Below are 16,968 nucleotides of genomic sequence, written 5' to 3' on the forward strand. Positions count from 1 at the left end.
ATAAGGCGCTTCCTGTTCAAAATCGAACAAGAAGTGCCTTATTTTTATCTGAGAAAGGTTCGCTTTTATGAAAACGTAAGTTTTTCAGTGCCCTCCGCTTGTGTTGCCTCTTTTTCCACTTTTTTAGTTGGCTGATAACGCTTGACAAACTTTATAAGTGGGGTAATAGACACAAACTGTTGAATTTTCAACTGTTTCTCTTATGGGGATTTGCTGTTTGCTGAGACTAGGAGAAATGATTGCTTGTTTATCGATTGAGAGCTCTTCTATTACTGGTTCTACACCATAAAACAACAATAAAAAATAGCATACTAAACCTACTATACGCAAACAATCACCTCGCAATATTCTGTTATATTAGTATGTATGGTCAAACTTAAAAAAATATAAGTAAAATCTAAAATTTCTCTCTTTTGAAATGATTTTTTATTCGGTAAACGTTTGTATTTCAATGATTGAAAGGTATAGTAAACCGATTTTATGAAATAAATGTTGTCATGCAAAATTCAATATGCTAATATAGCTAACGTAAATATTTGATCTGTATAACCTCAATGATATGGATTGAGGGTCTCTACCAGGAACCATAAAATCCTGACTACAAAAATTTTGCTTTATTTTTGTAGTCAGGATTTTTTTCTTTTAACTTCTTTCAGCAAAAGTCTCCCACCTTTATAAATGGTAAGATGAATGCGGTTTTAAGTCACTTTTCAGCGGTGTCCAAACATCTGTACCTGTCGCGTACAAAAAACATCCGCTGAAAGAAGTTAAAGCCTTCGGCAGATGTCACAGTATCGGTTTTGTGCATGCACAACCCGATTCCGGACGCAATTATGCCGAGGCATAATTGATACCTCTCTACAAAAATGAAAGTGTAACAGAAGGGTGATTATTATGAATTGGAGAGTATATATTCTTGCCGTTACTACCTTTGCAGTAGGATTGGTGGAATTAATTGTAGGTGGTATATTACCAACAATTGCAGAGGATTTAAATGTATCCTTAGCAACTGCGGGACAATTAATTACAATATTTGCTCTTGTCTATGCAATATCTGCTCCTGTCCTTTTATCATTAACCGCAAAAGTGGAAAGGAAGCGCCTTTATCTTATTTCTTTATTTATTTTTACTTTAGGTAATCTGATGACGTATTTTAGTACGACATTCTCGATCGTCATGATTGCTAGAATTTTCACAGCGATGAGTACTGCATTGGTCATCGTTTTATCCTTAACGATTACAACAAAAATTGTTGAATCAAGACATCGTGCAAAAGCTTTAGGGCTTGTTTTCGTAGGTGTTAGTTCTGCACTTGTCATCGGTGTCCCAATGGGGATATTTGTGGCTGAAGCATTTGGATGGCGAGCTGTGTTCTTAGGAATAGCACTTCTTTCAACTGTATCTATGATTCTTATTGCGTTACTGCTTGAAAAAATGCCTGTTGTAGAAGTTGTTCCATTAAAGGCTCAAATTAAATCATTAGCCAATTTAAAAATCTTAAGTGCACAATTAACAACACTATTTATGCTGGCTGGTCATTATATGCTTTACGCATATTTAACACCATTTTTAGTAGAAGCATTTGATATGAGTGCCTCATGGATTAGTATCTGTTATCTAATCTTCGGAATAGCGTCTGTCAGTGGGAATGCTCTCGGTGGTTGGCTAGCTGACAAAATTGGTACTGGTAAAGCCATTCTATTGATTGTATCTACCTTCGCCGTTGTATTATTTAGTATTCCTTACACGATTGTTGCGTTACCACTCTTTTTAGTCGTAACAATTTTATGGGGTGCACTTAGCTGGGCTCTTACACCGCCATTACAAAATTATTTAATACAGACTGATCCAAAAACATCTGATATTCAACAAAGTTTAAATACGGCTGCATTACAAATCGGTATATCCATAGGTTCAGCTGTTGGTGGGGCTATGTTTACTGTTACAGGATCTGCTATGCATTTATCTAGCTTCGGTGTTATTTTAGTTTTATGTGCGCTAGGCTGTGCTATTTTCTCTCTAAAAAGAGCGCCAGTTTCACATGAGGCTGAGCTAGGGCTGAAATCGGCTCACAACAATTAGAGTGGCTCATCGAAATCGAACGCCCCAGGAAAGCGCTTAGTCGGAACAGAAATTACATTAAAGTAATAGCAGGAATTTCCGATGAAATTTGGCCTATCATAAAGCATTTTGCGAAAACGTATATCATGTGAAAAGTTGATTGGAGTGGAGGCTTGGCGATAATCCTTGGGGTCAGCAATAAAGAGGAACAAAGGCTAAAACTATCACGTCCTGTGATAACGCCTTCGTGACCAACATCATGTTGTGGACGCCCCCGGGAAAGCGCCCAGTCAAAACGGAAATCAACCACGTTATGGTAACGAACTTTTAGAGTAAATTTTTTGGTTTAAATATCCAGAAAATACTACTGTAAAAGAAGGACAATTATATAGAGAGATAGAATGTAAGTTTAGAGGAGGTTGGTAAATACATGCAGATAGATTTAACGGAATTTAAAGAATCAAATGTGAAAGTGTTCGCAACGATTGACCAGACGCTTTACCGAAATGTGGGTGCTATTATTTTATATGAAGAGGATTCACACACTTTATCTGTACGAAAATTGAAACGAAAAATCGCTGATCAATATATACCAACAGACGAACTCGAAAACTTTCTGTTCGACTCTCAAGCAGATGCTATAAAATTTACTCATAAGCTTACTAGAATGAGTGCACTCGATTATTTATTAGTATCGAATAAAAAAGCTAAATGATATAAGGTTAATTGGGATTGTCCATAATTTAAAGAGGGGTTAGATACTATCGTTAATTTGACAATCCAGAAATATACAAAGGGCCCATTTTGAGTAATTATATTCAAATGCCCTTTGTATATTTTGATTCATGATAAATAATTTTACTAACTAATAAAAGTGATAGACTTCTCTTAGCTTTTTTAGGTAAAAATAGTTAATAATTATGAACACCCCATGCTCTACATTTCTTGAAGTGTTTTCCCCTATGTAATTTATCAAATGATATCCCTTAAGGACTAATTTTTTAAAAAGAAATTTTATTTAAATTTCCTTCTAGCTGAATTAATACAGCGCGTAGTTATTGCTAGAGCGCTGTTTAATTCGCCAAAGTTATTATTAGCTGATGAACCAATTGGTAATTTGGATAGCCAATCGGGTACGGGCGTAATGGAACTAAGGAGGGTTAGATTGTGCGAAAAAAACACATTTTTATTATTTTGTTCATCATCGCAATACTGCTGCTTGTAACAAGGATTACGTATAATATGGAGATGAATAACATGAGTAATTACCCAATACCTGGAGAGATGGTAGAAATCAATCAACATAATATTCATGTTTATAAAACGGGTGAATCATCAAAAAGTAATTCCAGAATCATATTGCTACCTGGAAGTGGAACGACTTCTCCTTATGCTGATTTCTATCCTCTATATAGTAAATTAAAGGACCAATATGAAATCATTTTATATGAACGTCCTGGCTATGGCTGGAGCGATAAAACAGCTGACGATCGCAATATTGATACAATGGTAGATGAATTACGAGAAACGCTTCAAAGAGTAAATGAGGCTCCTCCTTATGTGTTAGTGGCCCATTCTATGGGGGCCTTAGAAACAATACGTTATGCACAGCGTTACCCGCAAGAAATAAAAGCGCTTGTTTTTATTGATGGCATTAGTCCAACATACGCAAAGAACTTTAAATATACATTCACTAAAAAAATTAGTTGGAATACGATAAAGAGTATCGGTGAAATAGGACTAATTAATGCAATATCTAAAACAGGAGTCCTAGATAAGGTTTTCATTGATATTGATAATTTACCAAAGGACTTACAAGATATAAAAAAATTCATGGCCATAAAAAATATGAACAATTCTACAATGGAGAACGAAATACAAGAGATGAGCTCTAATGGAGAAATAATATTACAAAATGGGACCATAGGAGATATTCAATTACTTTTGTTTAGTGCAACAAATAATGGCTATAAAAATTGGTCACAAACACAAACAGAATTATTGGGGTTATCTACAAATACGAAGCAAGTAGTTTATGAAAACACTAAGCACTACATTCATCATGAAAAAGCTGAACCTATGGCACATGAAATTCAAATATTTTTAGAACAACTCGATTAAAATGTATTCAGGTTTCTTCAATTGTTTTAATTAAACTCTTAATTTTTATGTAAAAGTTGTATTGTAAGATGTGTAACTCAAAAACGCTTTCTGTACGTGAAATAATTAGAGAATCAAAATGCGTCTTCTAAAAAAATTATATTAATAATATCTAAAGAAAACAGTTTGTAATCGCAAGCTGTTTTTTTATTGTACGCCTAGCATGGACGTAATCTAATTGGTACCAGTCAGCCACAAAGATAGAAGTAGTGTTAGCCAAGTGCAAGGCACCTCCTACTCGATAAGGAAATTGTAGAGTTTTAAGTTGTGGATAATCAAGGGCAGAGTTTTCTCTAAGCTAAGACATTATATCCTCGAGGTCACTTCAATCTCTCGAGCGCTTTAACGCAGAGGTTTTATCAGCGATTTTCGTTTGTTCTTTGCCCTTCAACTTTTCATGTAATAAAGATTCTTAATTTCTTAGTAGTACGAGTACTACTGCTCGAAAATTGATGAAATTTACATAAATATAATACAGAATCCATTTTATATGTTTACCTATCAAATAAATATTTAATTTCTATATCGATTATTATCATACTGGAATAGGGCAAGGAATAGATTGTTGTAGTTAAAGTATTTTAGGGGCTCGAGTAGATAGAGAGTCTGATGATTCAATACTATTTTTAGGATATATAAGTTTATCTCTGCCTAAGATAGATAATTCAAAGGGGTCTACTGTTGGGAATCTAACGTATTAACTAATAACAGTATTTTCTCCTGAATCCAGTCAGTGAGAAGGAATTCGGGATAGGATAGCTGCTGTGAGTTACTTAATAATTTCAATTGGAGGGGGAATCGAATGTCAGACTATCATCAACAATCATCAGCTGAAGTTATGAAAAATTTGAACGTGACAGATCAAGGATTGAGTGATTATGACGTTCAAAAGAGGCAAGAAGTGTACGGCTATAATGTATTAAAGGAAGGAAAAAAAACAAGTGCATTCGCCGTTTTCTTTGGGCAGTTTAAAGATTTATTAGTCATTATTTTAATCATCGCTGCTTTCGTTTCATTTCTATTAGGGGAAGTAGGAAGCACGATTGTGATTATGGTTGTCGTTATATTGAACGCTATCCTAGGCACTGTACAGCATATCAAGGCAGAACAGTCTTTGGATAATTTAAAAGCCTTAACCTCTCCGATTGCCAAAGTAATGCGAAATAATCAACTCATAGAGATTTCTTCAGAAGATATAGTCGTTGGGGATCTTCTGTATTTGGAGGCCGGCGATTATATAAATGCAGATGGGAGATTATTAGAAAATCATAATTTGCATATCAATGAAAGCTCGCTGACAGGTGAATCAATCGCTGTAGCGAAAAGTATCGATCCTATTAAGGAAGGCAATGTAACGGTTGCTGATAAAAGGAATATGGTGTACTCTGGAAGCTTTGTGACAACAGGTCGAGGTATTGTCATGGTTACAGCTATCGGGATGCAAACGGAAATCGGCAAAATTGCAAATTTACTCGATACTGCGAAAGAAAAGAAAACACCTTTACAAGTAAGTTTAGATCATTTCGGAGAAAAATTAGCTTTAGGGATTACGTTAATCTGTTTAGCCATTTTCGTGATTGACCTTGTTAGAGGGCGTGCGCTAGTAGAATCGTTTATGTTTGCTGTTTCACTTGCCGTTGCAGCAATTCCAGAAGCATTGAGCTCCATTGTTACCATTGTGCTAGCTTTTGGAACACAAAAAATGGCAAAGGAAAATGCCATTATTCGAAAGCTTTATGCTGTTGAAAGTCTTGGAAGTGTATCTGTCATTTGTTCAGATAAAACAGGAACATTAACTGAAAATAAAATGGTTGTACAAGAGGTATATGTGGATGAAAAAGTTATTCCACATGATCAGCTACACACTGGAAATGCAGTTGAGAAAGATCTTATGTTAAAGGCAATATTATGTAATGATGCTGTAGGAAGGGACGATAAGGAATTCGGCGATCCTACTGAGATTGCACTCGTAAAACTAGGGAAGCAATATGATTTTGACGAAATCCAGATAAGAGATCATTATCCAAGGGTGACCGAAATCCCTTTTGATTCAGATAGAAAGCTTATGAGTACTGTAAATAATATCAATCAGCAATCTATCATGATTACAAAAGGAGCATTAGACGTCCTTCTCCCTAAAATTATAAAAATAAAAACTTCAAAAGGTATAGTTACTATTACAAAACAACAACGCCAAAAAATCGAAGCGGTAAATCGTGATTTTTCTATGAATGGGTTAAGGGTGCTAGCAGTCGCCTACAAAGAGGTAAAGGGAAATCAAGCAATTGATGCAAGAGCTGAAAAAGATTTAATATTTGTTGGTTTAGTCGCGATGATGGATCCGCCAAGAAAAGAATCTAAAGGTGCGGTTGAAAAGTGTATAAAGGCTGGTATAAAACCGGTGATGATTACAGGGGATCATAAAATTACGGCAACCGCTATTGCCAATCAAATCGGGATTTTAAATGATCCCTCTGAAGCGATTGAAGGGCATGAAATAGAAGGTCTAACAGATCAGCAGCTTCAAGAAAAGGTTAATGATTTTTCTGTTTATGCCCGAGTAACACCAGCTCAAAAAATTCGTATCGTTAAAGCGTGGCAGGAAAAAGGACATGTCGTCGCCATGACAGGAGATGGTGTTAATGATGGCCCTGCCTTAAAACAGGCCGACATTGGTGTGGCAATGGGCGTTACCGGAACAGAGGTCGCTAAGGATGCCTCCTCTATGATACTAACAGATGATAATTTTTCAACGATTGTTAAGGCGATTGCAAACGGTAGGAGTATCTATACGAATATTAAAAATGCTATTTTGTTCTTATTATCTGGGAATGCAGGGGCCATTTTTGTTGTTTTATATGCAACAATATTAGGTTTACCAGTTCCTTTTGCGGCTGTGCATCTATTATTTATTAACTTACTAACGGATAGTTTACCGGCGATTGCAATCGGTCTAGAGCCGAATAATAAAAAAACAATGAAGGACAAGCCCCGAAATATTCATACACCATTATTAAACAAAGCATTTACTACTCAAGTGGTACTCGAAGGATTACTAATCGCCATTTCTACAACTATTGCCTTTGAAATCGGATTGTCAACGGGAGATACTCTAACGGCAAGCACTATGGCATTTACGACATTATGCCTGTCACGATTAGTGCATGGCTTCAACTCCCGAGCTAAAGAATCGATCTTCGCCATTGGACTATTTTCGAATAAATATACTTGGCTTGCATTCTTAATCGGTTTTTTAAGCTTACACGCAGTATTGTTTATTCCAATGCTTACAAGTGTGTTTGAGGTTGCCACATTAAGCACCGCACAATTAGGCTTTATTTATAGTTTGTCTGTGCTACCGTTCCTTGTGAATCAATGGTACAAGCTGTTGTTTGTGAGAAGGAGATAATGAGGAAAAAAGAGGCTGAAAGTTAAGATATCATATTAAATAAGGTATAATCTTCGGCAAAATGAGGGGTTGATTACCGTTCCGCCTGGGCGCTTTGTTGCTGTCGCTTCGCTTTCGCACAGATAAAACTATTTGTTGCTGCCGCTTCGCTTTCGCACAGAGCAAAGCTTCCTGGGGGCGTCCGATGAGCCGCTTCGCTACGCTCCAGAGTCTCATCTGTGACGCTATCCCCAAGGAGTCGCCCAGTCTCCACTCCAATCAACCTCTTCACAGAGCCTGTGCTTTCTAGCATATCACTCTAATTTATAGTGATTAAACAAAACTTTAGCATGAGGTTTGTCTGTGAAAAAGCGAAGCAACAATAAAAGCTCTCGTTTCAACAAAACGAGAGCTTTTATTAAATTGTAGTAGGGGCTAGTAGCCAGCCTCTGTCATTACTGAGTCGCACTAGCTTTGCACCAAGTATGGCATACCTCATATGAAGTTCTCCATATTTTGCAGTATGCTTCTTCTTAACGGATATTTCTAAAGCCTGGCTAACTGAAATAAGTGAAGAAGCTATATTCATCGATAAAATGGTGCTAATTTCTGTATCATTAATGGCTTTTTTTCCTCGGATATTGCCCATTTTCAACTGTCTGTAGTCGATTGAAGTAGTAGGAGCAAGTACCCCGTTTTCCTTTAATAACACAGTTAGATGTTTATTTTCCTCTTTTAAACATTGCACAAAATCCACGATAATAGCCTTCAATTTTTTATCAACGGCATGCTTGAAAAATGCATGATTTGAAGCTATATAGCCATTATTAACGCCGATCTGTGTCCATATCTTAAAAATTTCCCTATAGCGTAGTGATGCTAGATTTCCATTTACCAATTCCATATTTACACTTCCTAACTCATGTTCTCGTTCATTTATTTGAGATTAGGATGTGTTAATAAATGAAATTCTAATCACTTTTTACAATAAAAGGGGTTAGCGATCATAACGTGAGGTTGATTTCCGTTCTGACTGGGCGCTTTGTTGTTGCTGCCGCTTCGCTTTCGCTACAGAAAACATTTGTTGCTGCCGCTACGTTAACACTACGCTTTCGCACAGAAAACATCCGCTACGCTGCAGGGTCTCGGGCCAACACGATGTTGGTCACGAAGGCGTTATCACAGGATGTGATAACGCCTTCGTTCCTCTATTGCTAACCCCCAAGGAGTCGCCCAGTCTCCACTCCAATCAACTTATATACACGGCATGTGTTTAAACAAATGTCATCCTAAATTAATAAGTTTATCCCTATTAGATTGTAGACAAACGCTACTCCTGATTGCATAAAGCTGTATAGTAATTTGATGATATGGGATTTTTGGTGTTTTAATCAAAATTATAATACTGTTTTGGCTCTAGCTTATCTATTCATAATAAAGATGAGGAGCTGTTGATTTTTCACGGAGAGTGGCGACTCCTGCGGGATGAGCTTGCGCTGAAAGCCCCGCAGGAACGCAGTGACGAGGAGATTGAAGTCAAGCTCGCGGAAAGGCGCCAACTCGGAGTGAAAATCAACCTTTGTTTATTGTTACGCATTATTTGTAGATAAGCTGAAAGTGTTATTCTTTTAACTTCTTGCTTTTATAGCTATTAATAGTTGTTTTTAATGCGGCAAAGTTTCCGATAGCTGCATAACCATAAAAAAAGCCCATAAATATTCCTGCGATAAGATTATGTCTATGGCTAATGAAAATAGAAATAATCAAGCCAATAGCAAGGGCGATCGCGGGAACATATTTAGGCTGAACATGCATAAACACCTTAATGAGCTGTGTAATAAGTAACACAGCTGGAACGGCTATTACAGCATCCCAAAAATTCGTATGGATCACTGGAAATAATTCCATTTTCTACACCTCTTTTAGTAATAACGAAGCTATGACTTAAAATTAGATTTTCCTTTTTATTTATTTTTATGCCATGAAAGGTGTAGCGCTTATGATGTCGAGTCATACACTATTGCTTAATAATATGAGCCATAAGGATTTGAGCCATAAGGATTCATATATGGATTCATATTTGGATAGTGATATGGCGGATATGGGTTCATAAATTGTGAAGGTCTATACTTATTTTTATGTTTATGATGGGGATCTTTTTGCTCCTTTTGATCTTTTTGCTTTTCAGAGGTTGATTTTACACGGTTACAGTCTTTAGGTGGACCGATATATGTTGATGGTACAATAGGCGTGATTGTTTTCTTCCACTGATTTTCATCTAAACAATAAGTGTGAGCCATAACATTGGAAGGTGTAAATTTCAAAATATCTGAACCTAAAATAACATCAGGAGTTGGAGCATTAAAAATAGCCAATAAATGTGTGTCATTCTCAGTAGCTATTTCATAATGCCACCATCCTTGTGGTACATTGGCAACTTGGCCAGGCTCGATAGGATAGTTTTTAAACTCTTTTGTAAAAGGATTAAATATAGAAACAATGGCAGCACCAGAAATACAATAAATAAGTTCTGCTGCATTTTGATGATAGTGAGGCTCTATCACCTTATTTCTACTTAGAAAAATATCAAGCAAAGATATATTTTCTAACGTATTTAGTTGTTCTACACTTAGAATATTAATAAAATTTCGATCATCTTTTTTGAAAAGCGTATTGTCATTTACATCTGAAGTGAACTCGGTTGATGACGAAGTATAGTCAATATTCGAGCTAATAATTACATCCTTTCTAATTAATTTTCAATACATATCTTAAGCACAGAATATGTACAAAGCTATTTTAGGCTTACACGAACGCCTATTGTCTTCATTTAACAAAATGTTTTCTGTGCGAAAGCGAAGCGACAGCAACAATTACGGCCAAGGCAAAATTGATTTATGTACCCTCTAAAGACTTTTTAAAAATCAACTAAAATTCCCTCTTCTAATAAGGAACGTATGTGCGTATATTAGGTATACAAACGTTTGTTCTTCTCTAAAAAACAGTCCTGCTGTGCTCAGTGCATATAACAGCGTGAAAAGGAGCAACTAAGATGAAAGAACAGTTAATAAAAGCAATGCAGCGTCAACAAGTAGTTAGCATGATGTATGTAGCCAAGTCCGGTGTTATTACAAAAAGGCGTGTGAAAATCATAAAGATTGTTGGTGATTCCTTTACAGCATTTTGCTTTACGAGGCAGGCAAAGCGTACGTTTATTATTAACAATGTTCTAGCAATAAGGCCCGTCACACACCGGAAGCGTGAGGTGATATGAATTACGATAATCTGCCACACATGGCCATTTTTTGTATTGACATGAAATGTTTTTACGCAAGCTGTATAGCAATGTTAGAAGGTTTAGATGTCTTGAAAGATCCCATTGCAGTTATTGGCAATTTTGAGCAACCTAGTAGTATCGTTCTCGCAGCCTCGCCGGTGATGAAGGGAAAATTTAAAATAAGCCGAGGCAAATTAAAAGAGCCACCATCGAAGAAGGCTTTACTAAGTTTTTATTGAATTTTAAATGGGTTTAGACACAGTATCCAAAGGTTAATTTACCCGTATAATTATGCCCTTAAAAAGGATTCTCTCCAAGACTATCGTGGTAGTCTTGACAACTACAGACTATTGCAGTAGTATAAAAATGTGGCAAACTATTGCAATAGTCCACTTAAGAAAAGGAGCATGCGCGTATGCAAGTTAAATTGTTTGATTCGGAATTACAAGTCATGAATATTTTATGGGAAGAAGGCGATTTGACAGCTAAACAGCTCTCACAAATATTAAACGAACGAATAGGTTGGAATAAAAATACCACCTATACAGTTATAAAAAAATGTATAAAAAAAGGGGCCATTGAAAGAATTGAACCTAACTTTATCTGTCATCCAATCATCAGAAAAGAACAGATACAAGAACAAGAAACGACGGAATTGATTGATAAAATATTTAATGGTTCTAAATCTTTACTATTCGCATCCTTACTAGACAAGAAAAAAATGTCCGCGAGTGAGATCGATAAATTAAAGCAAATTGTTAAAGATCTTGAGTGAGGAATTATGATATGAGTATTCTCAACATGAGTGTAGACGCATCTCTCCTCCTCATCATTGTGCTATTGATGAGGATGTTAGTAAGAAATAAAGTGCCAAAGCAAACATTTTTAATTCTTTGGGGATTCGTTGCATTTAAACTACTCATCCCCTACTCCTTTTATTCAAAGTTAAGCATACAGCCTATGCTGAAAAACTTATTTGTTACGCTCACTCACTCAAATGATTCGGAAAGTATGCACAATACAATCGAAGTCGCACAAACATCAAACACGTTCAATCATCAGCTTTTGCTTGTGATGACAAGCGATTTCGTTCAGTACCTTTGGGCATGTGGGGGTATCGGGGTTTTATTATTCTTTATAGTGGCCTATGTTAGATTTTATAAAGAATTTCAAACAGCCATCCCAGTGAAGAATAATGAGCATCTCAATCAATGGCTAAACGATCATAAGTTAAAAAGAACGATTCAAATTGCAGTATCAGATAGAATTAAAACCCCATTAACATATGGAATCTTTAAACCAGTCATCTTATTGCCGAAATCAACAAATTGGGAAGACGCTGCAAGTATTCAGTTTATTCTCACACATGAATTAATTCATATTAAACGCTTTGACGTTTTGTGGAAAGTAATTTTAACGATTATGGTAGCTTTGCATTGGTTTAATCCATTAGTTTGGTTTATGTATTTTATAGTAAACAGAGACATTGAATTGTCTTGCGACGAAAGGGTTATTAGACAGTTTGGAGATAAGGCAAAGTCAGCATATGCACTATCTCTCATCAATATGGCAGATGAAACCTATACGGTTACGCCGCTTTGTAATCATTTTAGTAAAAACGGGATTGAAGAAAGGATAGTGTCTATTATGACCTTAAAGAAAAAGTCGGTTTTAGGAACAGCATTAGCATGTACATTAGTCATTGGAGGGATGACCGTCTTTGCGGCAACTGGCCAAGAGCCACCAACGCTGAAAGAAGGCAAAGAACAAAATGCAGCTATTGTTACTGATGCATCAAATAGTACGACGGAACCACATGTAATCGCAACAAATAAAGGCAAAGAACAAAATGCAACTATTGTTACTGATGCATCAAATAGTACGACGGAACCACATGTAATCGCAACAAATAAAGGCAAAGAACGAAATGCAACTGTTGTTACTGATGCATCAAATAGTACGACGGAACCACGTGTAATCGCAACAAAAAAGAATAAATAAGTTACCCAAAGACTAGTCCTGAAATCTGGGACTAGTTTTTGCATTTACTCCATCATTTTTTCATAATAAAACTCGAATGCCTTCCTCTTTGTTGGTGTGGTTTTAAAATAAAGTTTGATAATTTAAAACCAAGTCTGATCACTTTATTGTTATATTTTTAAGTACAGTGAAGTTGGGTCTACGTCCTAAATTTAGAACGGGGTTATGCTTGTTTTAGGTTTTAAGTACATGTTCATCAAGCGCTAATACACCTTCGATTGTAGTTACAGCAATTCATGTTTTTCATCAACTAAGTGGAATGTGAATTGCAGAGACTGCAGATGTCCACATCAAGGCAGTGTGCGTTTTTTAATTGTCTGTAAGAATAACCGCCCCGGGGTAATGATAAAGGACTAATCGCCACACCGTTATATTGGGAAGCAGTGAATAACTCCTTAAGTCCAGAAAAATTTACAATACCATTTGTATTAGGAAGAATTAGAACTGTAGGAATCCATTGAGAAACTTCCGAGAAATTGGGGAATTACAGGACTTTAAGTCAGTTTTCGATCAATTAAAAGGAGTGATTTAAAAATTACCGCTTCTAAAAAAAGAACATTTGTGCGTATGGCATACATACGAACGAACGTTCTTTTTGTTGCGGAGGGAGAGTAAAAACAATGAAAGATCAGTTAATAAAAGCGATGCAACACAATCAGTTAGTAAATATGATGTACATTTCAAAGTCTGGAGTCATCACGAAAAGGTATATTAAAATAATTAAGGTAGTCAATAGCGCACTTTTATTCTCAATAATGTTCTTGTTATTGTTCCAGCTGTCTATAAAGAGCGAGGGATTATTTAATGTATGAAAACCTGCCTGAACGTTCCATTATATGTATTGATATGAAAAGCTTTTACGCTAGTTGCATGGCAATGCTTGAAGGTTTAGACTTCATGACAACCCCAATCGCAATAGTAGCTAATTTCACTCAACCTGGTAGCGTTGTCTTAGCTGCATCGCCACCTGAAGGAGCGATTCAAGATAAAAACAGGAAATCTTCGTTTTGAAATACCAAAGCATCCAGATATAAAGCTTTTTGAACCGAAGATGAGTTTCTTCATTGAAATGTCTATGGCTATTACTCGTCTTATTTCAAAGTATGTGCCTCCAGAGTGCATACATATTTATAGTGTCGATGAAAGTTGGGTGGACTTAACTGAAACAGCAAAGCTTTGGGGACCTCCTGAAGATACAGCAAAGGGAATTCAAAAAGCGATATATGATAGTTTCGTATTCCAAGTGCTATTGGGATGGGTCCTAACATGCTGATGGTGCATATTTTAGTGATTTGTGTATAGCGACAGCAGGTGAAGATGAAATGCTTCGTTATGCGAACCAAGCCCTTAAAACTGAAGTGGAGCAATTGCTCATCCAGCTCTGTCACCCGTGTAAACAAACATAAGTTCAGACAGTAACCAGTTTTGCGGCTATTTAGATGTTTTAGTTAGGGACTAAATAAACAGCAAAGACCAGGCTCATTAGTACCTGGCCTTGCTTGATTTGATAAAGGAAATCATCCGAAGTCTATTTAGCGATGGCGATCGTGCGAAGAAAAGTAGAGAAAAAAGCAAAAGGCGCTCTTTGGGGAGGGAATCTAATACTATATGCGTTTAAACAAAAATAGCCTCCAAATTGGAGGCTGCTTTTGTTTAAATAGTTAACTTTCATATAGAGGGAAGCGTTGAAATAGTATTAAAGGCTACCGCATATATTGAACTTTAATCCTAAATATAGGAGTGAGGCAAGCCATGGATATAGATGTGTTTTTAAAGAAATTACATTACTTTGATAAAAAATTTAAGTTATTGATCAATCAAAACAACAATCATTTAATAGTTGAGTATTCAGAGTTGTGTGGAATAATTGATGATTATTCTTCCTTTATTATTAATCATGACAATCAAAAACAATGGAATAATTTAGATCAATCAATTGAAATAGTATCATTAGTCGAGAATCTAAGAAATAACTCTTCTATTTGCGTCCAAATCATGGAAAAATATAGAGCTTTATTATTAAGTCATGAACAAGAGGAAATTACTAATTATTTTCTTAACATAGAAAACTGCATTGAAAAAGAATTTGGAGGTTTTCAAATCACCAGCCAGTCAAAGGTACTCTTGGTAGGATCCGGACCTTTTCCTATAACATTATTAATGATTGCGGAACGAACAGGCGCAGATGTGTTTGGAATTGATATTGATGATGAAGCGATTCAGTTGGGAAAACATGTAGTAAATAAAATAGGAAGTCATTTATCAGTTCAAATTGACAATAAGTCAGTACGGGAACTCGCAGTTATTAAACAGATTAGTCATATTATATTTAGTTCAACTGTTAGCTATAAATATGACATACTAGACCAATTATATGATTTAACAAATAAAGATGTGCTTATTGCTATGCGTTATGGAAATGGTTTAAAGTCTCTTTTTAATTATCCAATGCAAAAAGTAGACGAAACCAAATGGCATATAATAGAGAAAATTATTCACCCTCAAAGTGTATTTGATGTTATTTTATATCGAAAAGTAATGATAAATAGATGAGGAGAAGATTATGACCTATTTTAATAAGGTTTTACTGTTAGGAACAGGGCCCACGGTAATTCAATTAGCTGTGAATTTCAAGAATTATTATAATGGTAAAGTAGCTATTGCTGGTCGAGAATCTTTACGTTCCAAAATTTTTTTTAAAACTATCGTTCAGCATCAACTTGCACTTAAGGTATATATACAAAATACACAACATCAGTCTGTTGCAGGAACATGTACTATTGATGCTTTTTTTAAAGGTTATCATACAATATCTGGCGAATGGGATACCGTTGTACTTAGTGTTACAACAGATTCTTATATATCAGTATTAGCACAAATCGATAGCAAAGTGTTGAAGGAGGCTAGCTGCTTTATATTAATTTCACCTACATTTGGCTCTAGTCATTTAATAACTAATTTCCTAAAGAATGTATCTCCCCAGGCTGAGGTAATTAGTTTTTCAACATATTATGGAGATACTAGATGGTTAAGCGAGATTCCATCAAATGAAGTATTGACGACAGGAGTAAAGAAAACAGTTTATATTGGTTCAACTTACTCAAAATCGGATAGATTAGATAGATTATTTGAATTGTTTAATTATTTAGGGGTTCATCTGAAAAAAGTAGCGTCTCCCCTTGAGGCAGAAACAAGAAATATTTCTTTATACGTGCACCCTCCTTTATTTATGAATGATTTCTCATTAAAAGCAATATTTGACGAAAAGAAAATAACAAAGTATGTGTATAAGCTTTATCCTGAAGGTCCTATTACTTATACAATGATTCGTCATTTATTAAATTATTGGAAAGAAATGATGGCGATTGTAAAACACTTCAATATTCAACCTCTAAATCTATTGAAATTTATGGTAGATGATAATTATCCATTACAGCCAGAAAGTATAGCCAGACAAGAAATAAGGATTTTAACAAACTTGAGTCCATACATCAAGAGTATCTGCTCTATATTCGCTATGCATCCTTATTAATTGACCCATTTTCTATACCAAATCAAGAAGGACGATACTTTGATTTTTCTGCAGTTCCTCTTAGAAGGATTTTTAAAAATCATGATGGGGAATGGGATATTCCTAGAATGCCAAAAGAGGATTACTATCGTGTGAAAATCATTCAAGGGATTGCTAATGCCCTGAAATTGAAAAGTCCAACACTGGATCATTTTGTACAAACCTATGAAGAAAAGTTACAGCAAGTAGAAGCTTTATCTGAGAACAAAGTATATTCAGAAGCCTTTCGAGTAAAATCCTTTTCACAAGAAATAGAGATGATATGTAAGGAATTAATAGGTGTTATATAAGGACTCACGATTTTGACTAAATCGAGATACAATGTGATGAAGAAATTAAACACTGGAAATTGTATGTGGAAGTTAACAAGGCTCTTACAATATCGCCTAAATCATCATTCAGTAAACCTGAATTAGATAATAATGCATATAGCATTTGTGATTTGTGTATTTGCATTTGTTGCAAACCTTG

At 35.6% G+C, this 16,968-nt stretch carries 12 protein-coding genes, 2 pseudogenes and 1 riboswitch; of the genes and pseudogenes, 11 read left to right on the forward strand and 3 right to left on the reverse strand.

Annotation, left to right across the window (positions count from 1 at the left end):
• Positions 1–521 precede the first annotated feature (521 nt).
• Positions 522–621, forward strand: a riboswitch (purine riboswitch).
• Positions 622–894: 273 nt separating this feature from the next.
• From ACIQZA_RS16880 to ACIQZA_RS16900, 4 genes are all read left to right on the forward strand, one after another.
• Positions 895–2,082, forward strand: coding sequence for an MFS transporter (locus ACIQZA_RS16880; RefSeq protein ID WP_400934879.1), 1,188 nt, complete (start codon positions 895–897; stop codon positions 2,080–2,082).
• A 409-nt stretch (positions 2,083–2,491) separates the two neighbouring features.
• A complete protein-coding gene (locus ACIQZA_RS16885) occupies positions 2,492–2,776 on the forward strand; it encodes a hypothetical protein (protein ID WP_323656434.1) in 285 nt (94 codons plus the stop codon).
• Between the two features lie 452 nt (positions 2,777–3,228).
• A complete protein-coding gene (locus tag ACIQZA_RS16895; RefSeq protein ID WP_400934882.1) occupies positions 3,229–4,182 on the forward strand; it encodes an alpha/beta fold hydrolase in 954 nt (317 codons plus the stop codon).
• Positions 4,183–5,023: 841 nt separating this feature from the next.
• Positions 5,024–7,630 carry a cation-translocating P-type ATPase gene (locus tag ACIQZA_RS16900; protein ID WP_400934883.1) on the forward strand — a complete coding sequence of 869 codons (2,607 nt, stop codon included), beginning with the start codon at positions 5,024–5,026 and terminating at the stop codon, positions 7,628–7,630.
• 397 nt (positions 7,631–8,027) lie between these two features.
• Here the strand turns inward: ACIQZA_RS16900 and ACIQZA_RS16905 are convergent, their stop codons facing one another.
• From ACIQZA_RS16905 to ACIQZA_RS16915, 3 genes are all read right to left on the reverse strand, one after another.
• Positions 8,028–8,513 (reverse strand): DUF3231 family protein, encoded by a 486-nt coding sequence (locus tag ACIQZA_RS16905; RefSeq protein ID WP_400934885.1) that lies wholly within the window; start codon positions 8,511–8,513, stop codon positions 8,028–8,030.
• 716 nt (positions 8,514–9,229) lie between these two features.
• Entirely contained in the window at positions 9,230–9,517 is a 288-nt protein-coding gene (locus tag ACIQZA_RS16910; protein WP_400934886.1) for a hypothetical protein, read from the reverse strand.
• A gap of 116 nt (positions 9,518–9,633) precedes the next feature.
• Entirely contained in the window at positions 9,634–10,344 is a 711-nt protein-coding gene (locus ACIQZA_RS16915) for a cupin domain-containing protein (protein ID WP_400935068.1), read from the reverse strand.
• Positions 10,345–10,661: 317 nt separating this feature from the next.
• Between ACIQZA_RS16915 and ACIQZA_RS16920 the strand changes: the two genes are divergently transcribed.
• The 7 genes and pseudogenes from ACIQZA_RS16920 to ACIQZA_RS16950 all read left to right on the forward strand — a co-directional run bounded on the left by ACIQZA_RS16920 (position 10,662) and on the right by ACIQZA_RS16950 (position 16,787).
• Entirely contained in the window at positions 10,662–10,883 is a 222-nt protein-coding gene (locus ACIQZA_RS16920; protein ID WP_400934888.1) for a transcriptional regulator, read from the forward strand.
• Entirely contained in the window at positions 10,880–11,125 is a 246-nt protein-coding gene (locus ACIQZA_RS16925) for a hypothetical protein (RefSeq protein ID WP_400934890.1), read from the forward strand. The genes ACIQZA_RS16920 and ACIQZA_RS16925 overlap by 4 nt, the downstream gene beginning before the upstream one ends.
• Before the next feature lie 176 nt (positions 11,126–11,301).
• The gene (locus tag ACIQZA_RS16930; RefSeq protein WP_402883983.1) at positions 11,302–11,661 is read left to right on the forward strand and encodes a BlaI/MecI/CopY family transcriptional regulator; all 360 of its coding nucleotides are present in this window, start codon (positions 11,302–11,304) and stop codon (positions 11,659–11,661) included.
• Positions 11,662–11,672: 11 nt separating this feature from the next.
• The gene (locus ACIQZA_RS16935; RefSeq protein WP_400934894.1) at positions 11,673–12,887 is read left to right on the forward strand and encodes a M56 family metallopeptidase; all 1,215 of its coding nucleotides are present in this window, start codon (positions 11,673–11,675) and stop codon (positions 12,885–12,887) included.
• Between the two features lie 843 nt (positions 12,888–13,730).
• Positions 13,731–14,210: pseudogene (locus ACIQZA_RS16940) on the forward strand (Y-family DNA polymerase); the annotation flags it as partial.
• Positions 14,211–14,678: 468 nt separating this feature from the next.
• Complete coding sequence (locus ACIQZA_RS16945) at positions 14,679–15,479, forward strand: nicotianamine synthase family protein (RefSeq protein WP_400934896.1); 801 nt, start codon at positions 14,679–14,681, stop codon at positions 15,477–15,479.
• Between the two features lie 10 nt (positions 15,480–15,489).
• Positions 15,490–16,787: pseudogene (locus ACIQZA_RS16950) on the forward strand (opine metallophore biosynthesis dehydrogenase).
• Positions 16,788–16,968 lie beyond the last annotated feature (181 nt).

Origin of the sequence: Lysinibacillus sp. NPDC096382 (genome assembly GCF_044762845.1) — a bacterium.
Taxonomy (GTDB): Bacteria; Bacillota; Bacilli; order Bacillales_A; family Planococcaceae; genus Lysinibacillus.